The 22,766-nt window shown below is 69.4% G+C and carries 19 protein-coding genes; 18 read left to right on the top strand and 1 reads right to left on the bottom strand.

What is annotated here, in order from left to right; genetic code table 11:
• The first annotated feature begins 126 nt into the window (after window positions 1–126).
• The 15 genes from TNCT6_RS34290 to TNCT6_RS34220 all read left to right on the top strand — a co-directional run bounded on the left by TNCT6_RS34290 (window position 127) and on the right by TNCT6_RS34220 (window position 20,002).
• Complete coding sequence (locus tag TNCT6_RS34290) at window positions 127–1,308, top strand: ROK family transcriptional regulator (protein ID WP_172633143.1); 1,182 nt, start codon at window positions 127–129, stop codon at window positions 1,306–1,308.
• Between the two features lie 2 nt (window positions 1,309–1,310).
• Window positions 1,311–2,624, top strand: coding sequence for an ABC transporter substrate-binding protein (locus TNCT6_RS34285; RefSeq protein WP_141365365.1), 1,314 nt, complete (start codon window positions 1,311–1,313; stop codon window positions 2,622–2,624).
• A gap of 21 nt (window positions 2,625–2,645) precedes the next feature.
• Window positions 2,646–3,575, top strand: coding sequence for a carbohydrate ABC transporter permease (locus TNCT6_RS34280; protein ID WP_141365363.1), 930 nt, complete (start codon window positions 2,646–2,648; stop codon window positions 3,573–3,575).
• The gene (locus TNCT6_RS34275) at window positions 3,572–4,495 is read left to right on the top strand and encodes a carbohydrate ABC transporter permease (protein ID WP_373996222.1); all 924 of its coding nucleotides are present in this window, start codon (window positions 3,572–3,574) and stop codon (window positions 4,493–4,495) included. Before TNCT6_RS34280 ends, TNCT6_RS34275 begins: the two co-directional genes overlap by 4 nt.
• A 148-nt stretch (window positions 4,496–4,643) precedes the next feature.
• Window positions 4,644–6,515, top strand: a complete 1,872-nt coding sequence (locus TNCT6_RS34270) for a CBM35 domain-containing protein (RefSeq protein ID WP_141365361.1) — start codon at window positions 4,644–4,646, stop codon at window positions 6,513–6,515.
• A 178-nt stretch (window positions 6,516–6,693) separates the two neighbouring features.
• Window positions 6,694–9,111, top strand: a complete 2,418-nt coding sequence (locus tag TNCT6_RS34265; protein ID WP_141365359.1) for a glycoside hydrolase N-terminal domain-containing protein — start codon at window positions 6,694–6,696, stop codon at window positions 9,109–9,111.
• Between the two features lie 192 nt (window positions 9,112–9,303).
• Window positions 9,304–10,590, top strand: coding sequence for an SGNH/GDSL hydrolase family protein (locus TNCT6_RS34260; RefSeq protein WP_141365357.1), 1,287 nt, complete (start codon window positions 9,304–9,306; stop codon window positions 10,588–10,590).
• Window positions 10,591–11,059: 469 nt separating this feature from the next.
• The gene (locus tag TNCT6_RS34255) at window positions 11,060–12,253 is read left to right on the top strand and encodes a molybdopterin-dependent oxidoreductase (RefSeq protein ID WP_373996221.1); all 1,194 of its coding nucleotides are present in this window, start codon (window positions 11,060–11,062) and stop codon (window positions 12,251–12,253) included.
• 3 nt (window positions 12,254–12,256) lie between these two features.
• Window positions 12,257–12,760, top strand: a complete 504-nt coding sequence (locus TNCT6_RS34250) for a hypothetical protein (RefSeq protein WP_141365355.1) — start codon at window positions 12,257–12,259, stop codon at window positions 12,758–12,760.
• Window positions 12,757–13,437: a bifunctional 2-polyprenyl-6-hydroxyphenol methylase/3-demethylubiquinol 3-O-methyltransferase UbiG gene (locus TNCT6_RS34245; protein ID WP_141365353.1), complete on the top strand. Its 681-nt coding sequence runs from the start codon at window positions 12,757–12,759 to the stop codon at window positions 13,435–13,437. The genes TNCT6_RS34250 and TNCT6_RS34245 overlap by 4 nt, the downstream gene beginning before the upstream one ends.
• 279 nt (window positions 13,438–13,716) lie before the next feature.
• Window positions 13,717–15,543, top strand: coding sequence for a glycoside hydrolase family 15 protein (locus tag TNCT6_RS34240; RefSeq protein WP_141365351.1), 1,827 nt, complete (start codon window positions 13,717–13,719; stop codon window positions 15,541–15,543).
• A gap of 500 nt (window positions 15,544–16,043) precedes the next feature.
• Complete coding sequence (locus TNCT6_RS34235; protein ID WP_172633141.1) at window positions 16,044–16,436, top strand: YbhB/YbcL family Raf kinase inhibitor-like protein; 393 nt, start codon at window positions 16,044–16,046, stop codon at window positions 16,434–16,436.
• Window positions 16,437–16,939: 503 nt separating this feature from the next.
• Window positions 16,940–18,076 (top strand): molybdopterin-dependent oxidoreductase, encoded by a 1,137-nt coding sequence (locus TNCT6_RS34230; RefSeq protein WP_141365347.1) that lies wholly within the window; start codon window positions 16,940–16,942, stop codon window positions 18,074–18,076.
• A gap of 2 nt (window positions 18,077–18,078) precedes the next feature.
• On the top strand, window positions 18,079–18,483 hold the full coding sequence (locus tag TNCT6_RS34225) for a hypothetical protein (RefSeq protein WP_141367077.1): 405 nt from the start codon (window positions 18,079–18,081) through the stop codon (window positions 18,481–18,483).
• Between the two features lie 466 nt (window positions 18,484–18,949).
• On the top strand, window positions 18,950–20,002 hold the full coding sequence (locus TNCT6_RS34220) for an NAD(P)-dependent oxidoreductase (protein ID WP_141367075.1): 1,053 nt from the start codon (window positions 18,950–18,952) through the stop codon (window positions 20,000–20,002).
• Between the two features lie 232 nt (window positions 20,003–20,234).
• Here TNCT6_RS34220 and TNCT6_RS42180 read toward each other — a convergent pair whose 3' ends face one another.
• Complete coding sequence (locus TNCT6_RS42180; protein WP_172633140.1) at window positions 20,235–20,393, bottom strand: hypothetical protein; 159 nt, start codon at window positions 20,391–20,393, stop codon at window positions 20,235–20,237.
• 146 nt (window positions 20,394–20,539) lie between these two features.
• Between TNCT6_RS42180 and TNCT6_RS34215 the strand changes: the two genes are divergently transcribed.
• Genes TNCT6_RS34215 through TNCT6_RS34205 form a run of 3 tightly spaced genes read left to right on the top strand, consistent with a single transcriptional unit; the run spans window position 20,540 to window position 22,760 of the window.
• Window positions 20,540–21,235: a glycosyltransferase family 2 protein gene (locus TNCT6_RS34215; RefSeq protein ID WP_141365345.1), complete on the top strand. Its 696-nt coding sequence runs from the start codon at window positions 20,540–20,542 to the stop codon at window positions 21,233–21,235.
• Window positions 21,232–21,888: a DUF2064 domain-containing protein gene (locus TNCT6_RS34210; RefSeq protein ID WP_141365343.1), complete on the top strand. Its 657-nt coding sequence runs from the start codon at window positions 21,232–21,234 to the stop codon at window positions 21,886–21,888. Before TNCT6_RS34215 ends, TNCT6_RS34210 begins: the two co-directional genes overlap by 4 nt.
• Window positions 21,885–22,760 carry a bifunctional 2-polyprenyl-6-hydroxyphenol methylase/3-demethylubiquinol 3-O-methyltransferase UbiG gene (locus TNCT6_RS34205; RefSeq protein ID WP_141365341.1) on the top strand — a complete coding sequence of 292 codons (876 nt, stop codon included), beginning with the start codon at window positions 21,885–21,887 and terminating at the stop codon, window positions 22,758–22,760. Before TNCT6_RS34210 ends, TNCT6_RS34205 begins: the two co-directional genes overlap by 4 nt.
• Window positions 22,761–22,766 lie beyond the last annotated feature (6 nt).

Below are 22,766 nucleotides of genomic sequence, written 5' to 3'. Positions count from 1 at the left end.
TGGATCACGTGTCAACACCCGGTCGGCATCTATGTTTTCCAGGCTGACAGTGGGTAACTCGCATGCTTCAAAAGAGGCGTGCTTTTTTCATTGACAGCGAAAAAGAACCCACCTAGGTTTCCGGCCATGCGCTCGACCCCCTCCCCCGAGGCGACCCCGCCGATGACGCCGGCCGCTTCCCTCGTCTTCACCACCCTGCTGTCCCACGGTCCGCTCACCCGGGCCGAGACGGGGCGGCGGACCGGGCTCTCCCCGGCCGCCGTCACCAAGGCGGTCCGTCCGCTGATGGAGCTCGGCTATCTGGCCGAGGGCGTGGACGAAGGAGCGCGGCCCGCTGTGGGACGTCCGGCCGGCCTGGTGCGGGTGGAGGCGGGGAGGGCGATGTTCATCGGGATCAAGGTGACAGGCGACGAGATCATCGCTGTCCTGGCCGACCTGTGCTGCCGTATCCGGATCGCCCGGTGCGTACCGCTCACGGGCCGCGAACCTGAGACAGTCCTCCCCGCCCTCACCTCCCTGGTGCAGGAGTTGCTCACAGAGGCCGATGGATTCGGCGTGCGGGTGCGGGGGTTGGGCCTCGCGATCTCGGGAGACGTGGACCGCGCCAACGGAGTCGTCCGCTACTCGCCCTTCCTGGAGTGGCGGGACGTACCACTCGCCGAGATCGTCGGGACCGCGACCGGGCTGCCGGTCACGGTCGACAACGACGTGCGGGCGCTCACGGTCGCCGAGCACTGGTTCGGGGCCGGAGTCGGACTCTTGAACTTCGCCTTGGTGACCGTGGGCGCCGGCATCGGCTGTGGCCTGGTGGTGCACGGACGGGTGGTGTCGGGCGCGCACGGCGTGGCCGGCGAGATCGGGCATCTGTCCCTCGACCCGCTCGGCCCGCTCTGCCACTGCGGCAACCGGGGGTGCGTGGAGGCGATCGCGGCGGACCCCGCGATTCTCCGCGCAGTGCGCGAGGCCACGGGCAAGGACGTGACCGCTGCGACCGAGGCGCTGGACCTGGCCCACAGCGGGGACCTCGATGTCCGAGCGGTCTACGCACAGGCCGGCGAGGCCATCGGCAAGGCCATCGGCTCCTTGGTGAACATCCTCGGTTCCGAGCGGGTGATCATCTCCGGGGAGGGCCTGGCCGCCTACGACCTTTTCGCCGAGGGCATCCGGGACGCGTTCGCCGCGTCCGCCTTCGGTACTGCTTCGCAGTGCGACGTGATGACACGTCCCCTGCCCTTCGAGGAGTGGGCGCGCGGGGCCGCGGCAACCGCGATCCAGTCCTTCATCGGATCAGACACGTACGAGGAGTAGCCATGACGTCGCAGATCCGCAGCTCTCGGACCGCCGCAGGACCCAGCCGCAGAACGGTGCTCCAGGGGGTGTTCGGTGCCGGGGCGGCCGCCCTGGCCGTGCCCTCTCTTGCCGCCTGCGGCTCGGGGGCCGGGTCCGACCCTAAGACGGTGACCTTCGGATCGAACGGCGGGGACGCCACCCCGAAGAAGGCCTACGCCGCGGTGACGGACGCCTTCCAGAAGGACAGCGGCCTCACGGTCAAGACGAACGTCGTCGACCACGACACCTTCCAGAAGAGCATCTCCACCTACCTCCAGGGCACCCCGGACGACGTCTTCACCTGGTTCGCCGGCTACCGCATGCAGTACTTCGCCAAAAAGGGCCTGGCCAGCCCCATTGACGACGTATGGGCCAGGATAGGCGCCGGCTACAGCGACGCCACCAAGCAGCTGTCCAAGGGCGAGGACGGGAAGTACTACTTCGTACCGCTCTACAACTACCCATGGGCCGTCTTCTACCGCAAGAGCGTCTTCCAGCAGCACGGCTACCAGGTCCCCACCAACTGGAGCCAGTTCATCGCGTTGGCCAAGCAGATGAAGAAGGACGGCCTCTCGCCGATCGCCTCGGGCTACGGCGGCGGCGACAGTTGGAGCATTCTCGGCGCCTTCGACTACCTCAATCTCCGCGCCAACGGCTACGACTTCCACATGTCCCTGATGAGGGGCCAGGTCGCCTGGACGGACGCTCGCGCGGCCAAGACCATCGACCTGTGGCGCGAGCTCACCCCCTACTACCAGACCAACGGCGGCGGCCGCTCCTGGCAGGACGCCGCGCAGTCACTGCTCGACAAGAAGTCCGGAATGGCGATCATCGGTCTCTTCGTCGGCCAGCAGATCACCGACGACTCCCTCCGCTCCGACATCGACTTCTTCCCCTTCCCGGAGATCGACCCGGCCTACGGTCAGGACACGGTCGAGGCGCCGACCGACGGTTTCATGCTCAGCCGCAGGCCGAAGAACCTCGACGGCGCCACCAAGTTCCTCGAGTTCCTCGGCGGCGCGAAGGCCGAAGGCGTCTACATGGGCATCGACCCGAGCAACGTGGCCGTCAACTCCGGTGCCGGAACAGGTTCGTACAACGCCCTGCAGAAGAAGGCCGCCGAACTCATCGCGAGCGCCCAGCACATCACCCAGTTCGGTGACCGCGACAGCGATCCGGGATTCATCTCCACTGTGGTCGAGCCCGGCTTCACCGAATGGCTGAACCACCCCGACAACGGCTCAGCCCTGCTCAAGAAGATCGAGTCGCAGCGCTCTCGCTTCTTCACGGCCTGACCCTACCGGAGGGGGTTCACCATGTCCTCCGTGCGCACCGTGCGTCGGTCTCCGTCGCTCGCACACCCTCGTCCTCGCCGGCTCGGTCCTGGTGACCGCCTCTTTCTGACCTTTGCCGTCGGCATCCCGCTGCTCGCCCTGCTGGCCTTCGTGTGGCTGCCGGCGCTCGCCTCCGTCGGCCTGTCCCTCACCAACTGGGACGGCCTCACCCTGTCGGACATCCAGTGGGTCGGGCTGGGCAACTACCACGAGATCTTCACCAACTACCCGCCGTTCTGGCCGGCCGTCCAGCACAACCTGATCTGGCTGCTGTTCACGGCATTGCTCCCCACTCCGTTCGGGGTCTTCCTGGCCTACCAGCTCGACCACAAGATCCGTTTCACCCGCCTCTACCAGACCGCGATCTTCATGCCGATGGTGCTGTCCCTGGCGGTCGTCGGCTTCATCTGGGAGATCATCTACAACCCCGACACCGGCCTGCTCGACGGTGTGATCGGCCACCACATCAACTGGCTGGGCGATCCCCACCTCAATCTGTGGGCCGTCCTGGTCGCCTCCGGCTGGCGGCACACCGGCTACATCATGATCCTCTACCTGGCCGGACTGAAGGGCTTCGACCCCGCCCTGAAGGAGGCGGCCGCCCTCGACGGCGCCAACGGACGCCAGACCTTCATGAGAGTGGTGCTGCCCGCCCTGAAGCCGGTCAACATCATCGTCCTGGTCGTCACCCTCATGGAGTCACTGCGCGCCTTCGACGTCGTCTACGTCCTCGGCGGCGGTACCGGAAGCAAGCCCGGCATGGAACTTCTGTCGCTGCTCATCACCGACAACATCATCGGCGAGTCCAGCCACATCGGATACGGATCCGCGCTCGCGGTCATCCTGCTCATCGTCTCCCTGGCCGCAATCGGAACGTTCCTCGTCCAGACGTTCCGCAAGGAGGACCAGTGACCACGACCGCCGCACCACCGGCCCGCCGGTCACGCCCCTCGTGGACGTATCACGCCGCGGGCTCCGCAAGGCCGAAGCGGCAGACCGGACGCCACATCATGCTCGGCGGCACAGCGCTGCTGTGGCTCGTCCCGCTGCTCTGGGCCGTGTACACCTCCCTGCGTCCTTATTCCGACACCGCCCGGCACGGGTATCTGTCCTGGCCGCACAGCATCGGCCTGCGGAATTTCTCAGACGCGTGGAACCAGTCCGGGATGCCGCACTTCTTCTGGAACTCCGTGCTCATCACGGTTCCGGCGGTGCTCGGCACCCTGCTGTTCGCCGCAGCCGTGGCCTTCTTCGTCGCGCGGTTCGACTTCCGCTGGAACGTCGCACTGCTGATGCTCTTCACCGCGGGAAATCTGCTCCCCGCACAGGTCCTGATCACTCCGCTGTACCGGCTGTACCTTCTCGTGCCGCTGCCCGCGTGGATGAGCGATTCCCTGCTCGTCTACAACTCCCTGTGGGGCATCATCTTCATCCACATCGCCTACCAGTGCGGCTTCTGCACCTTCGTGCTGAGCAACTACATGAAGACGGTCCCGAAAGAGATCTTCGAAGCCGCTCTCGTGGACGGTGCCCCGGTGTGGCGGCAGTTCTTCCAGATCGTGCTGCCGTTGTGCCGGCCGGCGTTCGCGGCGCTCGCGACCCTGGAATCCATCTGGATCTACAACGACTTCTTCTGGTCACTCGCGCTGATCGAGGCGGGTGACAAGCGCCCCATCACCTCCGCACTGGCCAATCTCCAGGGCGCCTACTTCACCAATCCCAACCTCATCGCGGCAGGTGCTCTCATGACCGCGATCCCCACGCTGCTGGTGTACTTCGCGCTCCAGCGACAGTTCATCAGCGGCCTCACCATCGGCTCGGGCAAGGGCTGAGCCGCCGACCCGACGCCCCGGCCGTCGGTTGCCCGACCGCTTCCCCCGGCGTCCTGTCCGGTGCACGCCGCCCCTGACCGGCGCAACGCCCGTTCCTCACGGGTGCAACCGCGCGATTCCGTTCATCCCAGCCCCAGGAGGCAGACCCATGCGGTCACCCTCGTACAGAGCTCTGCGCGGAGCCCTCGCCGGCTCCCCACGCCACACCATGAGAGTCATGCTGGTCCTGGCCGTCACGGCCGGGCTCGCTGCGGCGGTCCCCACCGCCACCCCGGCCACGGCCGCCTCCAGGTCCACGACCGCGGCCGTCACCTCGGCTGCGACCACGGCGGACGTCACTTCCGGCATTGCGGCCAAGCCGTTCATGGGCTGGTCCAGTTGGAGCATGCAGTCCTCCCAGTACCCGGGCCTGAACCCGAACGGCAACTACAGCTACCTCACCGAGGCGAATGTCCTGAAGCAGACGGACGCCCTCGCCACCACGCTGAAGAAGTACGGCTACGACCACGTCAACATCGACGCCGGCTGGTGGATGGACAACAACTGGACGACCGAGTTCGACCAGTACGGCCGGCAGACGCCCGACCCGGTCCGGTTCCCCCACGGTATGAAGTCGGTCGCCGACCACATCCACTCCAAGGGCCTCAAGGCGGGTATATACCTCCCCGTCGGCCTGGAGAAGGGGGCGTACGGCGACGGCAGGGTGCCGGTCTGGAACGCCCCCGGCTGCACCACCGCGGACATCGTCCACCCGGACCTGCGCACCACCAACGGCTGGGACAGCGCCTACAAGCTGGACTTCGGCAACCCCTGCGCGCAGAGGTACATCGACTCGCAGGCGCAGATGCTCGCGGACTGGGGTTATGACTTCCTGAAGTTGGACGGGGTGGGTCCGGGCTCGTTCAAGTCCGGTGACAACTACAACAACGTCGCGGACGTCGTCGCCTGGCACAAGGCCATCGCCGACACCGGGCGTCCGATCCACCTCGAGCTCTCCTGGTCACTCGACATCGGTCACGCCGCAGACTGGAAGAAGTACTCCAACGGCTGGCGCATCGACACCGACGTCGAGTGCTACTGCAACACCCTGGTCACCTGGGAGAACTCGGTCAAGGGCCGGTGGGACGACGCCCCAGCGTGGAGCGGCAAGGCCGGCCCGGGCGGCTGGAACGACCTCGACGCGATCGATGTCGGCAACGGGGCGATGGACGGCCTCACCAACGCCGAACGGCAGAGCTACATGACCCTGTGGGCCATCAACAAGTCGCCCCTGTTCACCGGTGACGACCTCACCCAGCTGGACAGTTACGGTCTCTCCCTGCTGACCAACCAGGAAGTCATCGCCGTCGACCAGAACAACTCCCCCGTCGCACGTCCCGTCACCCCGATGGGCGACGAGCAGGTCTGGGGGACCAAGAACTCCGACGGCGGCTACACCGTCGCCCTGTTCAACCTCGGCCACTCGCCGGCCTCCGTCACCGCCAACTGGGCGTCCTTCGGGTTCACCGGCGCGGCATCCGTGCGGGACCTGTGGAACCACAATGACCTCGGGACGTACAAGAACAAGATCACCGCGACGCTGCCCGCACACGGCTCCCGGCTGTTCACCGTCAAGCCCGGCGGCGCGCCACTGGCGACCACCAGCTACGAGGCGGAGTCCGCGAACAACACTCGAACCGGCAACGCCTCCGTCGCCGCATGCGACTCCTGCTCCGGCGGCAAGAAGGTCGGCAACCTCTACCTCGACAGCAGGCTGCAGTTCAACGACATCACGGTGAAGAAGGACGGCATCTACCCCGTCAACGTCTCCTATGTCAGCGGCGACCCCCGCTCGGTGACCGTCTACTCCAACAGCGGCAACGGCACCAGCCTCAAGTTCCCCTCCACGGGCGACTGGGGCACGGTCGGGACCATCAGCGTCGAGTTGGCGCTGAAAGCGGGTTCCAACACCGTCACGTTCGACAGCGGCTGGGGCTACTCGCCCGACATCGACAGGATCGACGTACCCAAGTCCGCCTGACCGCTCCGCGGGCCCGGAAGTGACACGACCGGGCCCCGCACCCGGCGACCGCCCCCGGGCCGCCGCACGGTCCCGCGGCATCCGGGCTTCACGCCCGGCGTATTCCCCGCACACAACGCCCGACGACATACATGTGTCGTTCCCGCACGCGCCGTTCCCCGGACATGGAGTGCACAACGTGGACACCCAGCACACCGAAACGCGCGACAACCACCCGAGCCGAAGGGGCTTCCTGGCCCTCGCCGCCGCAGCCGGCACGGCCGCCGCCCTCGGCGGCCTGCCCGCCTTCACCGCCTCGGCCGCCCCCCAGCGCCCGACCACCTCACCCCTGCTGTCCGCGGCCGCCGCCGCGAAGAACCAGTTGTGGTGGCAGGCTCCCGGCTCATCCAACTCGATGATCCAGCAGGGTCTGCCGGTCGGGAACGGACGCCTCGGAGCGCTCGCGAGCAACGACCCCTCCAGCGAACTGCTGACGATCACCGACGCCACCCTGTGGACCGGTGGCCTCAACGACACCCTGCAGAGCGACGGCCAGTTCCCCTACGGCCGCGACGACTTCGGCTCGCTGACCCTGCTGGCCGAGCTGACCGTCGACATCCCCGGCCACGACCTGGGCTCCGTCGACAACTACCGTCGCACACTCGACCTGGCCCAAGGCCTCGTCAGCGCCTCGTACGACCTGTCCGGCGTCACCTACCACCGACAGATCTTCGCCAGTCGCCGCGACGACGTCATCGTCCTGTACTTCTCCCGGCAGGGCAGCGGCACCTACACCGGTACCGTCTCCCTCACCGGCACGCACGGCGAGTCCACCACCGCCGACAGCGCCCGGCGTTACGCCTCGTTCAGCGCCTCCCTCGCCAACGGGCTGAAGTACGGCGCCGCCGTCACCGCGTACAGCAACGGCGGCACGGTGGCCGTCAACGGTACGTCGATCTCCTTCAGCGACTGCAAGGACCTCACCGTCGTGGTCAGCGGCGGTACCAACTACGCGCCCGAAGCGGCCGCCGGGTTCCGTGACCCGTCCGTGGACCCGGAGCGCCTGGCGCGGACCAAGGTCCTCGACGCGGCCGGCCACTCCGCGAGCACCCTGCTGCACACACATGTCGCCGACTTCCGCCCGATGTTCGAGCAGCTGGACATCAATCTCGGCACGTCGTCCGCCGCACAGCGCAAGCTGGACACCTGGCACCGGGTGCAGGCACGCCACCGGGACGACGTCCCCGACCCGGAGCTCGAGGCCGCCTACCTGCAGTTCGGCCGCTACCTGATGATCTCCGGGTCGCGGGGCAGCCTGCCAATGGGCCTGCAGGGGCCGTGGCTGGACGGCAACGACCCGGACTGGATGGGCGACTACCACACCGACATCAACATCCAGATGAATTACTGGATGGCCGACCGCGCGGGCCTGTCCGGCTGCTTCGACGCCTTCACGGACTACTGCCTCGCGCAGCTGCCTTCCTGGACGGACGTCACCCAGCGGCTGTTCAACAGCCCGACCAACCGGTACCGCAATTCCAGTGGCAGGATCGCCGGCTGGACCGTGGCCATCTCCACCAACCCCTACGGCGGAGGCGGCTGGTGGTGGCACCCGGCCGGCAACGCCTGGCTCTGCCAGAACCTGTTCGAGCACTACGAGTACACGCAGGACGGCGCCTACCTCGAAAAGATCTACCCCCTCATCAAGGGCGCGGTGGAGTTCTGGGAGGCACGCCTCATCACCACGACCGTCACCGACGCCTCCGGGGCCTCGCGCGAGGTCCTCATCGCCGACAGCGACTGGTCGCCCGAGCAGGGTCCGCTCGACGCCAAGGGCATCACCTACGCCCAGGAACTGGTCTGGAACCTCTTCGCCAACTACCGCACCGCGACCCAGGTACTCGGCAAGGACACCTCCTACAGCGCGACGATCGACGGTCTGCGCCGGCACCTGTACCTGCCCGTGGTCAGCCCCAAGACCGGCTGGCTGGAGGAGTGGATGTCGCCCGACGACCTCGGCGAGACCGCACACCGGCACCTCTCCCCGCTCGTCGGCCTCTTCCCCGGCGACCGTATCCGCCCGGACGACTCCACGCCGAAGGACATCCTCGCCGGCGCGACGGCCCTGCTGACCGCCCGCGGCATGAACAGTTTCGGCTGGTCCAACGCCTGGCGCAGTCTGTGCTGGTCACGGCTGAAGAACGCGGAGAAGGCCTACCAGCTCGTCGTCAACAACCTGAAGCCATCGGCGGGCGGCAGCAACGGCACCGCGCCGAACCTCTTCGACATCATGGACATGGGGCAAGGCCGCGGCATCTTCCAGATCGACGCGAACTTCGGCACCCCCTCCGCGATGATCGAGATGATGGTCTACTCCCGGCCGGGCCACGTCGAGCTGCTGCCCGCACTGCCCGCCGCGTGGGCGGCATCGGGCTCGATATCCGGCGTCGGCGTCCGCGGCGGCTTCGTCGCCGGCCTCAGCTGGAAGAACGGCAAGGTCACCCGGGTGACGCTGAAGAGCGTCGGCGGTCGTGACACGACCGTCGTCGCGGGCAGCGCCTCACGGAAGATCAGCCTCAAACCCGGTGAATCCGTCACCCTGGGCAGCCTCGGCTGAGGCCGGCTCGTCACACGTGACCGGACGGCCGTCCGGCCCGCGCAACGACGCCCTGCAGCAAGGGCGTCGCGGCGCTGATCGTGGCGGTCAGGTCCAAGCCCTTGGTGATGCCGCCTCCTGCGCCCCCACAGCACCTCACCCAGAGCCGGTGAGCCCAGCCCGCCGCGGACGAGAGAAGAGTGGAGATCGACGATGTCCCCCAACAACAAGGGAAGCGTGGCGGCCGGTTGCCGACCACGCCGCAGATCCTGGCTGACCGTGGTCGGCGCGCTGACCGGCTTTGCCCTCACGGTCGTTCCGCTGAGCACCGCGAACGTGGCGAGCGCCGCCACGTTCGCGGTGCAAGGCAAGGGCACACGGGTCAGCGCCTGGTCACCCAGCATGACGACCGGCGGCCCGTCCTTCAGCAACCAGAGCATCCGGATGGTGGTCCACAGCAGCGTCGCGGGCTCGGGCGCTCGCATCACCTTGTCCAACCGGTACAGCACCTCCCCGCTCGAGGTCAGCGCCGTGGATGTGGCCGTCCAGGCGAGCGGCGGAGAGGCTGCACGCGGCACCACCCGGAACGTCACCTTCGGAAACTCCGGTCACGTCACGATCCCCGCCGGCCAAGAGGCGGTCTGCGACGTCATCCCGATCTCGGTCAGCGCCGGGGAGAACCTGCTCGTCAGCCTCTACGTGCCCGGCACGACGGGCACGTCGACCTGGCACTCCGACGCATTCGACACGACCTACATCGCCTCCGGCAATCACATCGGTGACGACAGCGCTGCCGCGTTCGGCACCACCACGACCTCGTGGTACTACCTGGCAGGGATGGACGTCGTCTCGCCGACAGCGAAGGGCACCGTCGTCGCCTTCGGCGACTCCATCACCGACGGCTACCACTCCTCCACGGGCACCTACACCCGGTGGCCGGACTTCCTCGGGCGCCGGCTGGGCGCCGACCGGGGCCCGCAGAAGCTGAGCGTCGTCGACGCCGGCATCGGTGGCAACCGGGTCCTCACCGACGTGCCCAACCTGTGGCAGGGGGCCAGCGCCCTCAAGCGCTTCGGGCACGACGCCCTCGGCCAGCCCGGCGTCAAGGACGTGATCCTCTTCGAAGGCATCAACGACATCGGCAACAACGCCGGACCCAACAGCGGGCCCCTGACCGCCCAGGACCTCATCAACGGCTACCGGACCCTGATCGACGAGGCTCATGCCGCCCGCGTCAACGTCATCGGTGCAACGCTGATGCCCGACGAGGGCAACGGGTACTACACGCCTGCCGCCGAGGCGATCCGCCAGAACGTCAACCAGTGGATCCGTACCAGCGGAGCCTTCGACGGCGTCATCGACTTCGACCAGACCATGCGCGACCCCGCGAACCCGGCCGCCCTCAAACCCGCCTACGACTCAGGTGACCACATCCACCCCAACGACGCGGGCATGAAGGCGATGGCCGACGCCATCGACCTGCGGCTACTGCGCACCTGACACACGCAGGCACCGGCCCCTCCGAGGTGGCGCCCCCGAGGCTCGTGCGACCCGTCGGGCCGTGCGGAGCGCCGGTTCGACCGTTCGGCTGGCGACGGACACCCGCATGCACGACAGAAAGGGAAAGCCGATCCGATCTGTGGAAGTTTGGAGCGGACGCCTGACAGGCAATGACGGCGCGGGGCGATCCCCGTTCCGAGAGTCGGCCCGGGGACAGTGGAGGTAGCCGATGGACAGCGGCGGACGGTCGCCGGCCCCGGGCTCCGGCGGGCCGCAGCGCCCGAGTTCGGACGAGGGGCACAAACAGGGATGCCTCGATCGCGCTCGCGCTGTCGCGGCGGCGCAGGCCGCCAAGTGGGCCGCTCGCACCCGGGCCCTCGTGCGGCGGGTCGAGCGGACTCCTCCGCCCCCGGGGCCGTTCCGTCCCGGCTTCTGGCGCAGTCCCCTCCGCGGGCCCTGGCTGACGTCCGTGTTCGGACTGGTGCTGCTGATCGGAATCCCGCTGCTCTTCGTCACCGGGATGCTCTCCTACGCCGCCTACAACCCGGGACTCGACCGCATCAACGACCAGACCCCGGACAAGGGCCTGCTGGGTTTCTACCTCTTCGCCTGGCCCACCCATCCGTACTGGCTGTACCGGCTGACCCAGGGCGTGCACGTGACGCTCGGCGTGGTCCTCGTGCCGGTGCTGCTGGCCAAGTTGTGGTCAGTGATCCCGAAGCTGTTCGAGTGGCTGCCGGTCCGCTCCGTCGCCCACGGACTGGAGCGGTTGTCCCTGCTCATGCTGGTCGGCGGGGTGATCTTTGAGTTCATCACCGGCATCATCAACATTCAGCTCTTCTACGTCTTCCCCGGCTCCTTCTACACTCTGCACTTCTACGGCGCCTGGGTGTTCATCGCCGCGTTCGTCGTCCACGTGTGTCTCAAACTCGGCCGGATGACCCGCGCCCTGCGCTCCCGCAGCCTGGCCGCCGAACTGCGCACTGACCTCGCGAACACACGGCCCGAGCCCCCCGACCCCGACGGCCTGGTCCCGATCGCTCCCGCGCCGCCGACGATGACCCGGCGCGGCGCGCTCGCCATGGTGGGGGGCGGATCGCTCCTCCTCCTGGTGGTCACCGCGGGACAGAGCATTGGCGGCCTGCTGCGCAACACCGCCCTTCTCGCGCCCCACAACCGCACCCCGGGCGGCGGCCCGAACGGCTTCCAGATCAACAAGACCGCGGCGGCCGTCGGTGTCACCCCCGCGCACGTCGGCCCCGACTGGCGCCTGGAGATCCACGGCCCCGGTCCGACGCTCGTCTTCACCCGCGCACAGCTCCTGGCGATGCCCCAGCATGCCGCCGCGCTGCCTATCGCCTGCGTGGAAGGATGGTCCACCCACGACCAGCAATGGAGCGGCCTTCGGCTGGCCGACCTCGCCGCCATGGCAGGCCTCCCCTACGCCGGAAGCGTCCTGGTGCAATCCGTCCAACCACCCGGCCCCTACAGCTCGGTGGTCCTGCGGGGCAACCAGATCCACGACCCTCGATCGCTGCTCGCCCTGCACGTCAACGGCGCGGACCTCTCACTCGACCACGGCTACCCGGCCCGCGTCATCGTCCCGGCCAACCCCGGCGTGAACAACACCAAGTGGGTGCACCGGCTCACCTTCAGGACGTGACCAATGGCACGCTTCGTCCGCTGGTACGGCTCCGGCCCCCTCCACCTGCTCGTCCTGATCGCCTCGTTCGCAATCACCGGCTATGCCCTGGTACGCCTGTTCGCCGTCCGCCCGCTCGAGGTCGCGATCTGGTTCGTCGGCGCAGCGATCCTCCATGACCTCATCCTGCTGCCCCTGTACTCGCTCGCCGACCTGTCGACACAGGCTGTCCTACGGCATCGCGCCACCCGCATGCCACAACCGCCGTGGATCAACTACCTGCGCGTGCCCACTTTTCTCTCCGGTGTGCTCCTGCTTGTCTGGTTCCCCCTCATCTTCGCCCTCTCGACCCCCTACCCGGGTGCCACCCGGTTGACCATGGACGTCTACATCGGCCGGTGGCTGGCCATCACCGCCGTACTCTTCGCCGCCTCCGCCGTGGCCTTCGCTCTCAAGCTCCGCCGCGTCCGGCGGGACGCGCGCGCCGACCAGGAACGACCTGCGCCAGGTCACGGCGCTGCATCGTGACGACCGACGAGGACGGCTCGCCCTGCGCAGCGGGAGACCCCTATGCGCTCGCCCTGCGAACCGGCCACGGACCGGTGTATCTACGCTTGGGAAACGGGCGCCGGATCCGGATGCCTGTGCATCGCTGGTACGCGCAGCCCACCCTGGCCGACGAATCCGTACTCAATCGCTCCGTCGGCCCCGTTCTCGACGTCGGCTGCGGACCGGGCCGGCTGTGCGGGGCACTCCTGAGTCGCGGGGTCTTCGCGCTCGGCGTCGATGTGGCTCCCCGCGCGGTGGCCCATACCATCGCTCTCGGTGGAATCGCACTGTGCCGATCGGTGTTCGACCGGCTACCGGCCGAGGGAGGCTGGCAGACCGTCCTGCTCATCGACGCCAACATCGGTATCGGCGGTGACCCGCATGCCCTGCTGTACCGCTGTATCCAGCTCACCGCCCCGACGGGTGTTCTCCTCGTCGAGGTCGACCCCGACGATGTCGAGGAACTCTGCAGCGCCCGGTTCGAAGACATCCATGGCCACGAAGGGCCGCCGTTCCCCTGGGCGCGTCTGGGAGCACCAGCGCTCCACAGGGTCGCCGAGGACCTTGCCCTCAGCGTCACCGACCAGTGGAGATGCGGCCACCGATGCTTCCTCGCCCTCGGCCGCCAGGACCCGGCCTCGGGACGTCGTTACTGAGCGGGGCTGACGACGCGGTGGCGGGACACGACGTAGGCCGCCCAGACGCCAGGCGCCGGGTGCGACACCAGGCCGTCGCGCCACCCGCTCGGGGCAACCGCCGACGGCCAGCGCATGCGATCCACCGATCGTGCTGATTGGGTGGGGGGCGAATCCGCTGTGCAGGGAGGCTGGGATCAATGACACTCGTCGGGCACCCGGAGCAACCTGCGGCGCAGGCGACTGCTCACGTCGTCCTGGCCGGGCCACCTCCGGCCCAAGGTGGACGGGCTGCGAGACATGAGTGCGCGACCGATCGGTGACCACGCTCTGCTGTCCGACTGCCGCTCGGCCGCGCTGGTGACCTCCGACGGCTCGGTGGACTGGCTGTGTCTGCCCCGGTTCGACAGCCCGGCGATCTTCGCTCGACTCCTCGACGAGGACGCCGGCCACTGGTCCATCCGCCCTGTCACCGACCCGATCGACATCAGCCGCCGTTACGTCGAGGACACCCTTGTTCTGGAGACGGTCTTCCGCACAACCGGGGGTACGGCGGTCCTGCGGGATGCCCTCGCCCTGGGGCGGCGCGAACGCGGGCACGCGCTCGGCACCGCTTCCCCCGGAACGCTCCTGCGGCAGATCACCTGCACCGAAGGACGGGTAACCATCGAGATCGCCTACGCGCCGCGCCCGGAGTTCGGACTCGTCCACCCCTTGCTCTCAGCCGTGCGAGGCGGGCTCGCGGCGCACGGGGGAGCCCACGTTCTGCTGCTGTCGAGCCCCGTCGACCTGCAAGTGAGCGGCTCCACAGCACACGGCCGAATCCCGCTCTCGGCGGGGCACCGCCTCGCATTCGCCCTGCACGTCAGGCCGGCGTGGGAAAGGGAGCCGGTGGGCTGGCGGGCAGGGCGGATCCGGCGCCGCATGTCCGACACCATCGCGGGCTGGCGTTCCTGGTCGAAGCTCCACCGCGGCTACGTCGGCCCCTGGCAGAACGAGGTGAGCCACAGCGGACGCGTGCTGCGAGCCCTGACCTTCGCTCCCAGCGGGGCCATTGTCGCCGCTGCCACTACCTCCCTGCCCGAGACAACGGGCGGCAAGCGCAACTGGGATTACCGCTACACCTGGGTCCGCGACGCGAGCTTCACCCTTCAGGCGCTTGCCACGGCCGCCTGCGAGAAGGAGAAGAACCGGTTCTTCGACTTCCTCGCCCGCACCGGGGCAACCCAACTCGACCGCGGCGTCGACCTGCAGATCATGTACGGCATCGGCGGCGAACACGACCTGAGCGAGCGGCTCCTGCCGCACCTGACCGGCTGGCGCAACAGCAGCCCCGTGCGGATCGGCAACGACGCCTGGCGCCAGCGCCAACTCGACGTCTACGGTGAACTCCTCGACGCCGCTCACCAGACCCTTCCGCCCGGTGAGCCTCTCGACCCGGCCACCCGGACCTTCCTGTTCCAGACGGCCGAGGCAGCCGCCCAGCGGTGGACCCAACAGGATCAGGGCATCTGGGAAAGGCGCGGACCCAGCAGACACTTCCTCCACTCGAAACTGATGTGCTGGGTCGCCCTGGACCGCGCCATCGCCATGGCCCCCGCCCTCCAAGCCGACGAACGCCTGCCCCACTGGCAGCACGAGCGCGACCAGATCCGCCAAGCCATCGAACAACGCGGCTGGAACTCCGGCCTGGGCGCCTTCACCCAGGCATTCGACAGTGACGACCTCGACGCCTCCGCGCTGATGCTGCCCATCGTCGGCTTCTTGCCACCGCACGACCCCCGTGTACAGTCCACCGTGCTGGCCATCGCCACCCAACTGACCGACCGCAACGGCCTGGTCCGCCGCTATCTCACCGACGAGCTGCAGGAAGAAGAAGGCGCCTTCTTGCTGTGTTCCTTCTGGCTTGCCCAAGCCCTCGCCCTCACCGGCCACACCACCCGTGCACGGCACGTCTTCCAAGCCACCCTCGCACACGCCAACGACCTCGGCCTGCTGGCCGAGGAGACCGACTCCACCACAGCTGAGGCCCTCGGCAACTTCCCCCAAGCCTTCAGCCACATCGGGCTCATCAATGCCGCTCGCGCCATCCGCGATGCCGAGCGACAAACGAGGCACGCCCAGTAGGCGAACCCCCTGGTGCGCTCCAACTGCCTTACCGATCCGTGCACTCACGCAGGCACACAGAACGGTCGCCGACCGTGGCGAAGTCGGCACATCCAGGAGCGGCTCGACCGGCTCAGCCCGATCGAGTACGAAAAGAAGTGCTACGCCGACCAGGCAACGGCTGAACGAGCGAACCTGACGGTCCTTCAACCTGCTCCGACCAGCTGATCAGCACCAGCTGCACAGCCGGGGACCGCACGTCACGAAGCCGTAAGCCGGTACGGGCGGTGAGGGGCGTCCGCCTGGCATACGGTTCCAGCATGATGCGTCGATTCCTTGTCTCAGACGCGATTGCCGCGGCCGCACTGCTGACGACGGCCGGGTGCTCGTCATCCGCCGGACACACCCAAGCAACGTCAACCCCGTCCACCGCGGTCTCCCGGGCGACGACGGTACCTACAGGTCCCTTCACCCTCGGCAGAGGCCAGGGTTTCGACGCGTCAGGCGCGTTCCTCCCCCTGATGACCTGCGATAGTCCCCACGACTACTCCCCCGGGCTTACGTTCGAGAATGTCCCGGCCGGTACCGCCGAACTCGGCCTGTCCATGGTCGACCTGGCGAACCAGAAGATCCACTGGCTGCAGGTCGGCCTTCCCGCGACAGCGCCGGGAACGCAGCCGCACACCCTTACACCCGGTGCCCGGGAACTCCTGAACGACTTCGGCGAGGCGACGTACGACGGTCCCTGCCCGCCCGCCGGCCACACGCACAAGTACCAGCTGACGCTGTACGCGCTCCGCAACCCCCTGCCCGCGTCCTTCGGCCAGAACACCTCGCCGAACCAGACCCTGAAGGAACTACGGAGTCAGGCCGCCGCCACCGCGGCGCTGGTCGCCCCCTACAGGCGGCACTGACGCAGCAAAGCCGCGGGGCCGGGAGCACCCCGGGCACGCTCGATCACCGCCGCCGCCTCGGCGCTGCACGTCGACCTCTGCCGTCACAGCCAGCCCCGGTTCACCAAACCCGGACCTGGTCGCCTACGCCGAGAGCTTTGGCGCCCGCGGGTACGCGGTCAAGGCCGACCATCTGCTGCCAGCGCACGCGCCGTTTTGATCGCCCTCTCCTCCGACGGCAAGGGCCGGACCATGTCCTTCTTGGCGGAGCGCCCCGGCACTCCCAGTGCTGCTGGCAGAACAGATGCCCCACCCACCCCTGCCTGGAGTGGCCAACGGCCACTCCACGTACCTATGAGGATTGCGGCTGCCGAGGCTTCGGCGTCTACGTGCGCAGACGGCACGTCACCCACGCCACCGGCGAGCGGCTGCCGCCACAGCAGGTCGCCCCAAGACCTGGATGTCCCTGTTCCGTAAGGGGTCCGGGCGTTCCGCGACGGCCTTGCGACAGCTGTGATGGGGGTATGCGATCGCGATTGTTTCCGCCGGCGTTCAAGGGCAGGTTGCACGATGCCCGCACGGCGACCTCGATCGGACGGTGGCTCGGCCTCGCCTTCGTGGTCTGCTTCGTCACCGGTCTGATCAGCCATGTGCTGCAGCATCCGCCCGGGTGGCTGGCCGATGACCTGCCGAGCCGCCCGGTGTGGGGCTACCGGCTCACCCAGGGGCTGCACGTCGCCTCGGGCATCGCGGCGATTCCACTGCTGCTGGCGAAACTGTGGACGGTGTACCCGCGGCTGTTCGCCTGGCCGCCGGTGCAGTCGGTGCGGCACGCGCTGGAGCGGTTGTCGGCGGCCATGCTGGTGGCGGCGGCCGTCTTCGAAGTGGCCACGGGATTGCTGAACACCGCACAGTGGTATCCGTGGCCGTTCTCCTTCGTGCCGGTGCACTACGCCGTGGCCTGGCTGGTGGCCGGAGTCCTGGTGCTGCACGTCGCGGTCAAGGCCCCCGAGATCCGGGCACACTGGAGCCGTCGTTCGCCGGGGACCCTGGCTCTGCCGGAGGAGGACGGGCCCGACCGGCGTTCGCTGCTGATTGCGGTGGCAGCGGCGGTCGGTGCGGTCACCGTGACCACCGTGGGCCAGTCCTTCACGCCCCTGAAGGACCTCGTCCTGCTCGCACCCCGCCATCCCGATCACGGCCCCCAGGGCCTGCCGGTCAACCGCACCGCCGCCGCGGCCGGTGTCGGCCTGATACCCGCCGAGCGCTACCGTTTGACGGTCGCCGGACCGCGGCCCTGCACACTGACGCTGGATGAGCTGCGGGACCTGCCGCAGCACGAGGTGGAACTGCCGATCGCCTGCGTGGAGGGATGGAGCAAGTCCGCCCGCTGGACGGGCGTTCGGGTCATCGACCTCCTTGAGCTTGCCGGCGCTCATCGGCACGCCCGCGTTCGGGTGGTGTCACTGCAGAGTCGGGGCGGATACCGGGTCTCCGAAATGGGGCACGAGCACGCCCGCGACCCGCTGACTCTGCTCGCTCTGCGTCTCAACGGCGAGGAACTCTCCCCCGACCACGGCTACCCGGTGCGTTTGATCGCTCCGAACCGGCCCGGTGTGCTGCAGACCAAGTGGGTCGGCCGACTGGACGTGCTGTCATGAGGATGAGCGTGGCGCGGCTCCTCACGGGTCTGATCGGCCTGTCGCTGATGGGCGTCGGCGTCTCCCTGCTGCTGGACGTGCGTGACCTGCCGGGTGTCCTGGTCTGGCTGGGTGGGGCGGTGGTGCTGCACGACGTGCTGATCGCACCTCTGGTGCTGCTCATCGGGTGGGTGCTGGTCCGCGGCGGTGTGCGCGGGCCGGTCCGCGGGGCACTGCTGGTGGCGGGCGCTCTGACGGCGGTGGCCCTGCCGGTGCTCCTTCGCCCGGGGAAGCCCGCCAACTCCTCGGTCCTGCCGCTGGACTACCCGCGCAACTGGCTGTTCACGATGGTGGCGGTGGCGACGGTCACGGCCTTCCTGCTGGCCGCGCGGGGAATCCGCCGCAGCCGACGGCGGCCACCTTCGTAGGTCTGCCTCCACGCTCCGGCGGCGGGCCGTCTCACGGGTGGCTTACGCGCCTGCGGAAGTGAGCGGCGTCGGGCTTGGCGGGCTCGTGGCCCTCGGACTGCTGGTGCCGCTGTGGGGCAGGCCGCGCCGCGACGCCGAAGGTGCCCTGGCCGTACTCGCCCGGGCGGGCCGCTTCTGCTACGCCGCCTATGACACCGGGCTGGACACGGTGGCGGGCATCTCCACCGGGACGGTGGCGGGCGGCGAGGTGCACGAGGTGGTGGGACGGCTGTTCGCGACCGGCGACGAGCTGGGCCGGGCCGCGGGGCCCGTCGACCATGCTCGGCTTCGCCGTGGGCTACGGCCTGCCGGCGCCGGCTGCCTCACAACCCGACGACGCTCGGTCTGCGGCGGGAAGGCTTACGAACCCCTGACGATCCGGCGTCGTACCGTCGCCGGGAGGGCCCGTGGCCGTACGGTCGGTGGCATGTTGATCCTGGTCACCGGAGGCGCGGGCTTCATCGGCTCGCACGTCGTCACCGCCCTTACCGGCGCCGGGCACGGCGTGCGCGTGCTCGACGCGCTGTTGCCCACCGCGCACCGCACGTCCCCGCCCATCCCCGACGGGGTGGACTGGAGACACGCGGACGTGCGCGACGCGGCGGCCGTGGCCGAGGCCCTTCAGGGTGTGGACGTCGTCTGCCATCAGGCGGCGATGGTCGGGCTCGGCAAGGACTTCGGCGACGCTCCCGCGTACGTGGGCTGCAACGACCTGGGCACCGCGGTGGTGCTGGCCGGCATGGCCGAGGCCGGGGTGCGTCGTCTGGTGCTGGCGAGTTCGATGGTGGTCTACGGAGAGGGCCGCTACGAGTGCCCGTCGCATGGCGTCGTACGGCCGGGGCCGCGCAAGGTGGCGGACCTCGACGTGGGCCGCTTCGATCCGCCCTGCCCGAGGTGCGGTGAGCCGCTCGCCCCCGGTCTGGTGACCGAGGACGCCCCGCTTGATCCGCGCAACGTCTACGCCGCCACCAAGCTCGCGCAGGAGCACCTGGCCTGCGCGTGGGCGCGCGCCGTCGGCGGGCGGGTGGCCGCGCTGCGCTACCACAACGTGTACGGGCCCGGGATGCCGCGTGACACCCCGTACGCGGGCGTCGCGTCACTGTTCCGGTCCGCGCTGGAGCGCGGCGAGGCACCGCGCGTGTTCGAGGACGGCGGCCAGCGGCGGGACTTCGTCCATGTACGGGACGTGTCCGGTGCCAACCTCGCGGCCCTGGACGGTCTGTCCGGTCTGCCGGAGGGGACCGCGCGGGCGTACAACGTCGGCAGCGGCGAGCCGCACACGGTGGGGGAGACGGCCGCCGTCCTGGCCGAGGCGCATGGCGGGCGGGCGCCGGTGGTCACGGGCGAGTACCGGCTCGGCGACGTCCGCCACATCACCGCCTCGTCACGCAGGCTGCGCGACGAACTGGGCTGGAAGCCGCAGGTCGCCTTCGTGGACGGAATGACGGAATTCGCGACAGCTGCGCTGCGAGCGGGCTGACGTTTCCCACCGGCCGGCGTCGGCCCCGACGAAGGCGGAAGGGCCGGCCCCGCTTCTCCCGCAGAGTGGGTCCTGCTCCCGGTGTGCTCCGCAGACAGCGGCGGGCAGGCGGCCCTCGAAACGGCAGCCGCCGGGGACGTTGCACCACACGGTGCTGATCAGCCGTAGCCGTGCCAGGGCGTCCTCGATCTTCTCGCGCAGGCGTCGTCCGTGGACGGTGATGGTGGACTGGTCACCGAACTCCCCTTCCCCATACCCCGCGCATCAACTCCTCTCGGCTCGTCGTCTGCCCGGGCTTGCGCAGGAAGTGCTCCAGCGGTTCGGACTCTCCGATGATCAGGGGGACCTCGGAGACGGTGGGGGCGTCGTCCACGACGAGTGCGCGTTTCACGCCACCGAGTCTCGCACCCGCTTTCGGCCGTCGGCGGGAGCGGCGGTGGACGTCAGCGATCCGTAAGATCGTCAAATCCCTTTTGCCCCTTCTGTTCTCGTAGGGTGAGTGGGGTGATCGAGACACCTCCCTCTTCGCCTGCTCCTGTGGACGTGGTGCTTCCCTGCCTCGACGAGGCGGAGGCCCTGCCGTGGGTCCTGGACCGCGTCCCGTCCGACTGGCGCGCGATCGTCGTCGACAACGGCTCCACCGATGGCTCGGCGGACATTGCCCGCGCCCTCGGGGCGCATGTGGTCCACGAACCGCGTCGCGGCTTCGGCGCCGCCTGCCACGCCGGCCTCGCCGCCGCCACGGCCGACGTCGTCTGCTTCTGCGACTGTGACGCCTCCCTCGACCCGGCGCTTCTATCCGCCGTCGCGGGGCCCGTTCTCGACGGTTCCGCCGACCTCGTACTGGGTCGCCGCAGGCCTGTCACACGCCGCGCCTGGCCCCTGCATGCCCGTCTGGCCAACGTGGAGCTGGCCCGCCTGATCCGCCGGCGCACCGGACTGCGGCTGCACGACCTCGGCCCGATGCGTGCCGCCCGCCGCGAGTCCCTGCTCGCCCTGGGCCTGACCGACCGGCGCTCCGGCTACCCGCTGCAGATGGTGGTTCGCGCCGCCGACGCAGGCTGGCGGGTGGAGGAGACGGATGTGCCGTACCGGCCCCGTACGGGCCGCTCGAAGGTCACCGGCACCTGGCGCGGTACCTGGCAGGCCGTACGGGACATGCGAGCCGTCCTCGCCGCGCGTCCCGCCGCCGACCCGGTGTCCGCGGTGACCACCCGGGGAACCGGACGATGAGCGCCCGGCTCCCGGTCACGGGGCCGGCCACGCTGCTGGTCATCGCCAAGGAACCCGTCCCGGGGCGGGTCAAGACGCGACTCACCCCGCCCTACACGCCCCAGGAGGCGGCCGCTCTGGCCGAGGCCGCCCTCGCCGACACCCTGCACACGGTGCTGGAGGCCCCCGCACGGCGCCGTGTCCTCGTTCTCGACGGTGCACCCGGTCCCTGGTTGCCGCCCGGCTTCGACATCGTGCCCCAAGAGGCCGGCGGCCTGGACGAGCGGATCGCGGCCGCCTTCGGCCACTGCGACCGCGGACCGGCCCTCCTTGTCGGCATGGACACCCCCCAACTGACCACGGACCTTCTCGCGGGCATCGGACGCGAGGGCCACGACGCCTGGTTCGGTCCGGCTGCGGACGGTGGGTTCTGGGCGCTGGGTTTCGCGGCCCCGGCGCGCGCCGCGGCTCTCGTACGGGGCGTGCCGATGTCCACCGACCGCACCGGGGCGATGCAGCGGTGCCGACTCGTCGAGGCGGGGCTGAGCGTGAGCGACCTGCCGAAACTGCGCGATGTGGACACCGCCGCCGACGCCGCCGCGGTCGCCGCCTGCTGCCCACCCGGCTCGCGCTTCGCCGCCACCGTGAACTCGCTCGCGGAGGCCGGTCGGTGAGCGGCACTACGAGCGGTACGGACCCTGCCCTCACCGGGTGGACGACGCAGACCGCGGCCCGACGGCATCCGCAGACCGTGGTGGCGTGGCCTGCCCCGCTTCCTGCGCGGCCGTATCCCGCGGATCGGCTTGGTTCAGCGGAACTGGGCGAGCCGTGGACGGACGACCCCTACGCCGACGCCCTGCGCACCGGGCACGGCCCGCTCTTCCTACGCCGCCTGTCGCCACCGGTCCTTGCGCACGGCGCCGGAGGAGAAGGGGAACTGCTGCCGCTGGACGTCGAGCGCTGGTGCGCTGCCCCCGACGCCGCCGACACCGGCGTTCTGCACCGTTGCACCGACTCCGTTCTCGACGTCGGCTGCGGGCCGGGACGTCTGGTGGCGGCGCTGGCTGCCAGGGGCATACGGGCGCTCGGCGTGGACGTCAGCCCGTCCGCCGTGGCCCGTACCCTCCAGCGCGGGGGTGCCGCCGTGCGCCGGTCCGTGTTCGACCGCCTGCCGGGGGAAGGCCGCTGGGGCACCGTCTTGTTGATGGACGGCAACGCCGGCATCGGCGGCGACCCAGTCGCCCTCCTGGTCCGCCTCCGTGCCGTGGTCCCGCCCGGCGGCCGCCTGCTCGCGGAGGCCGCACCGCACGACGTGGACGAGCGCCTCACCGTCCGGGTCGAGGACGCCCACGGCCGGCACGGCCGCCCCTTCCCCTGGGCCCGCGTCGGCACCGCCGCCCTGCTGCGTGCAGCCGAGGCCGCGGGTTGGATCCTGACCGGCCGGTGGACGGCCGAGGGCCGCCCGTTCGTGGAACTGCACCGCCCGCAGCCGGGGCGTCACGGCGGCACGACACGGCCACCGGAAGGCCCGAACGCCCATGAGTGATATCGC

Origin of the sequence: Streptomyces sp. 6-11-2, from assembly GCF_006540305.1 — a bacterium.
Classification (GTDB): Bacteria; Actinomycetota; Actinomycetes; order Streptomycetales; family Streptomycetaceae; genus Streptomyces.
This window is presented reverse-complemented; position numbering and strand designations above follow the sequence as displayed.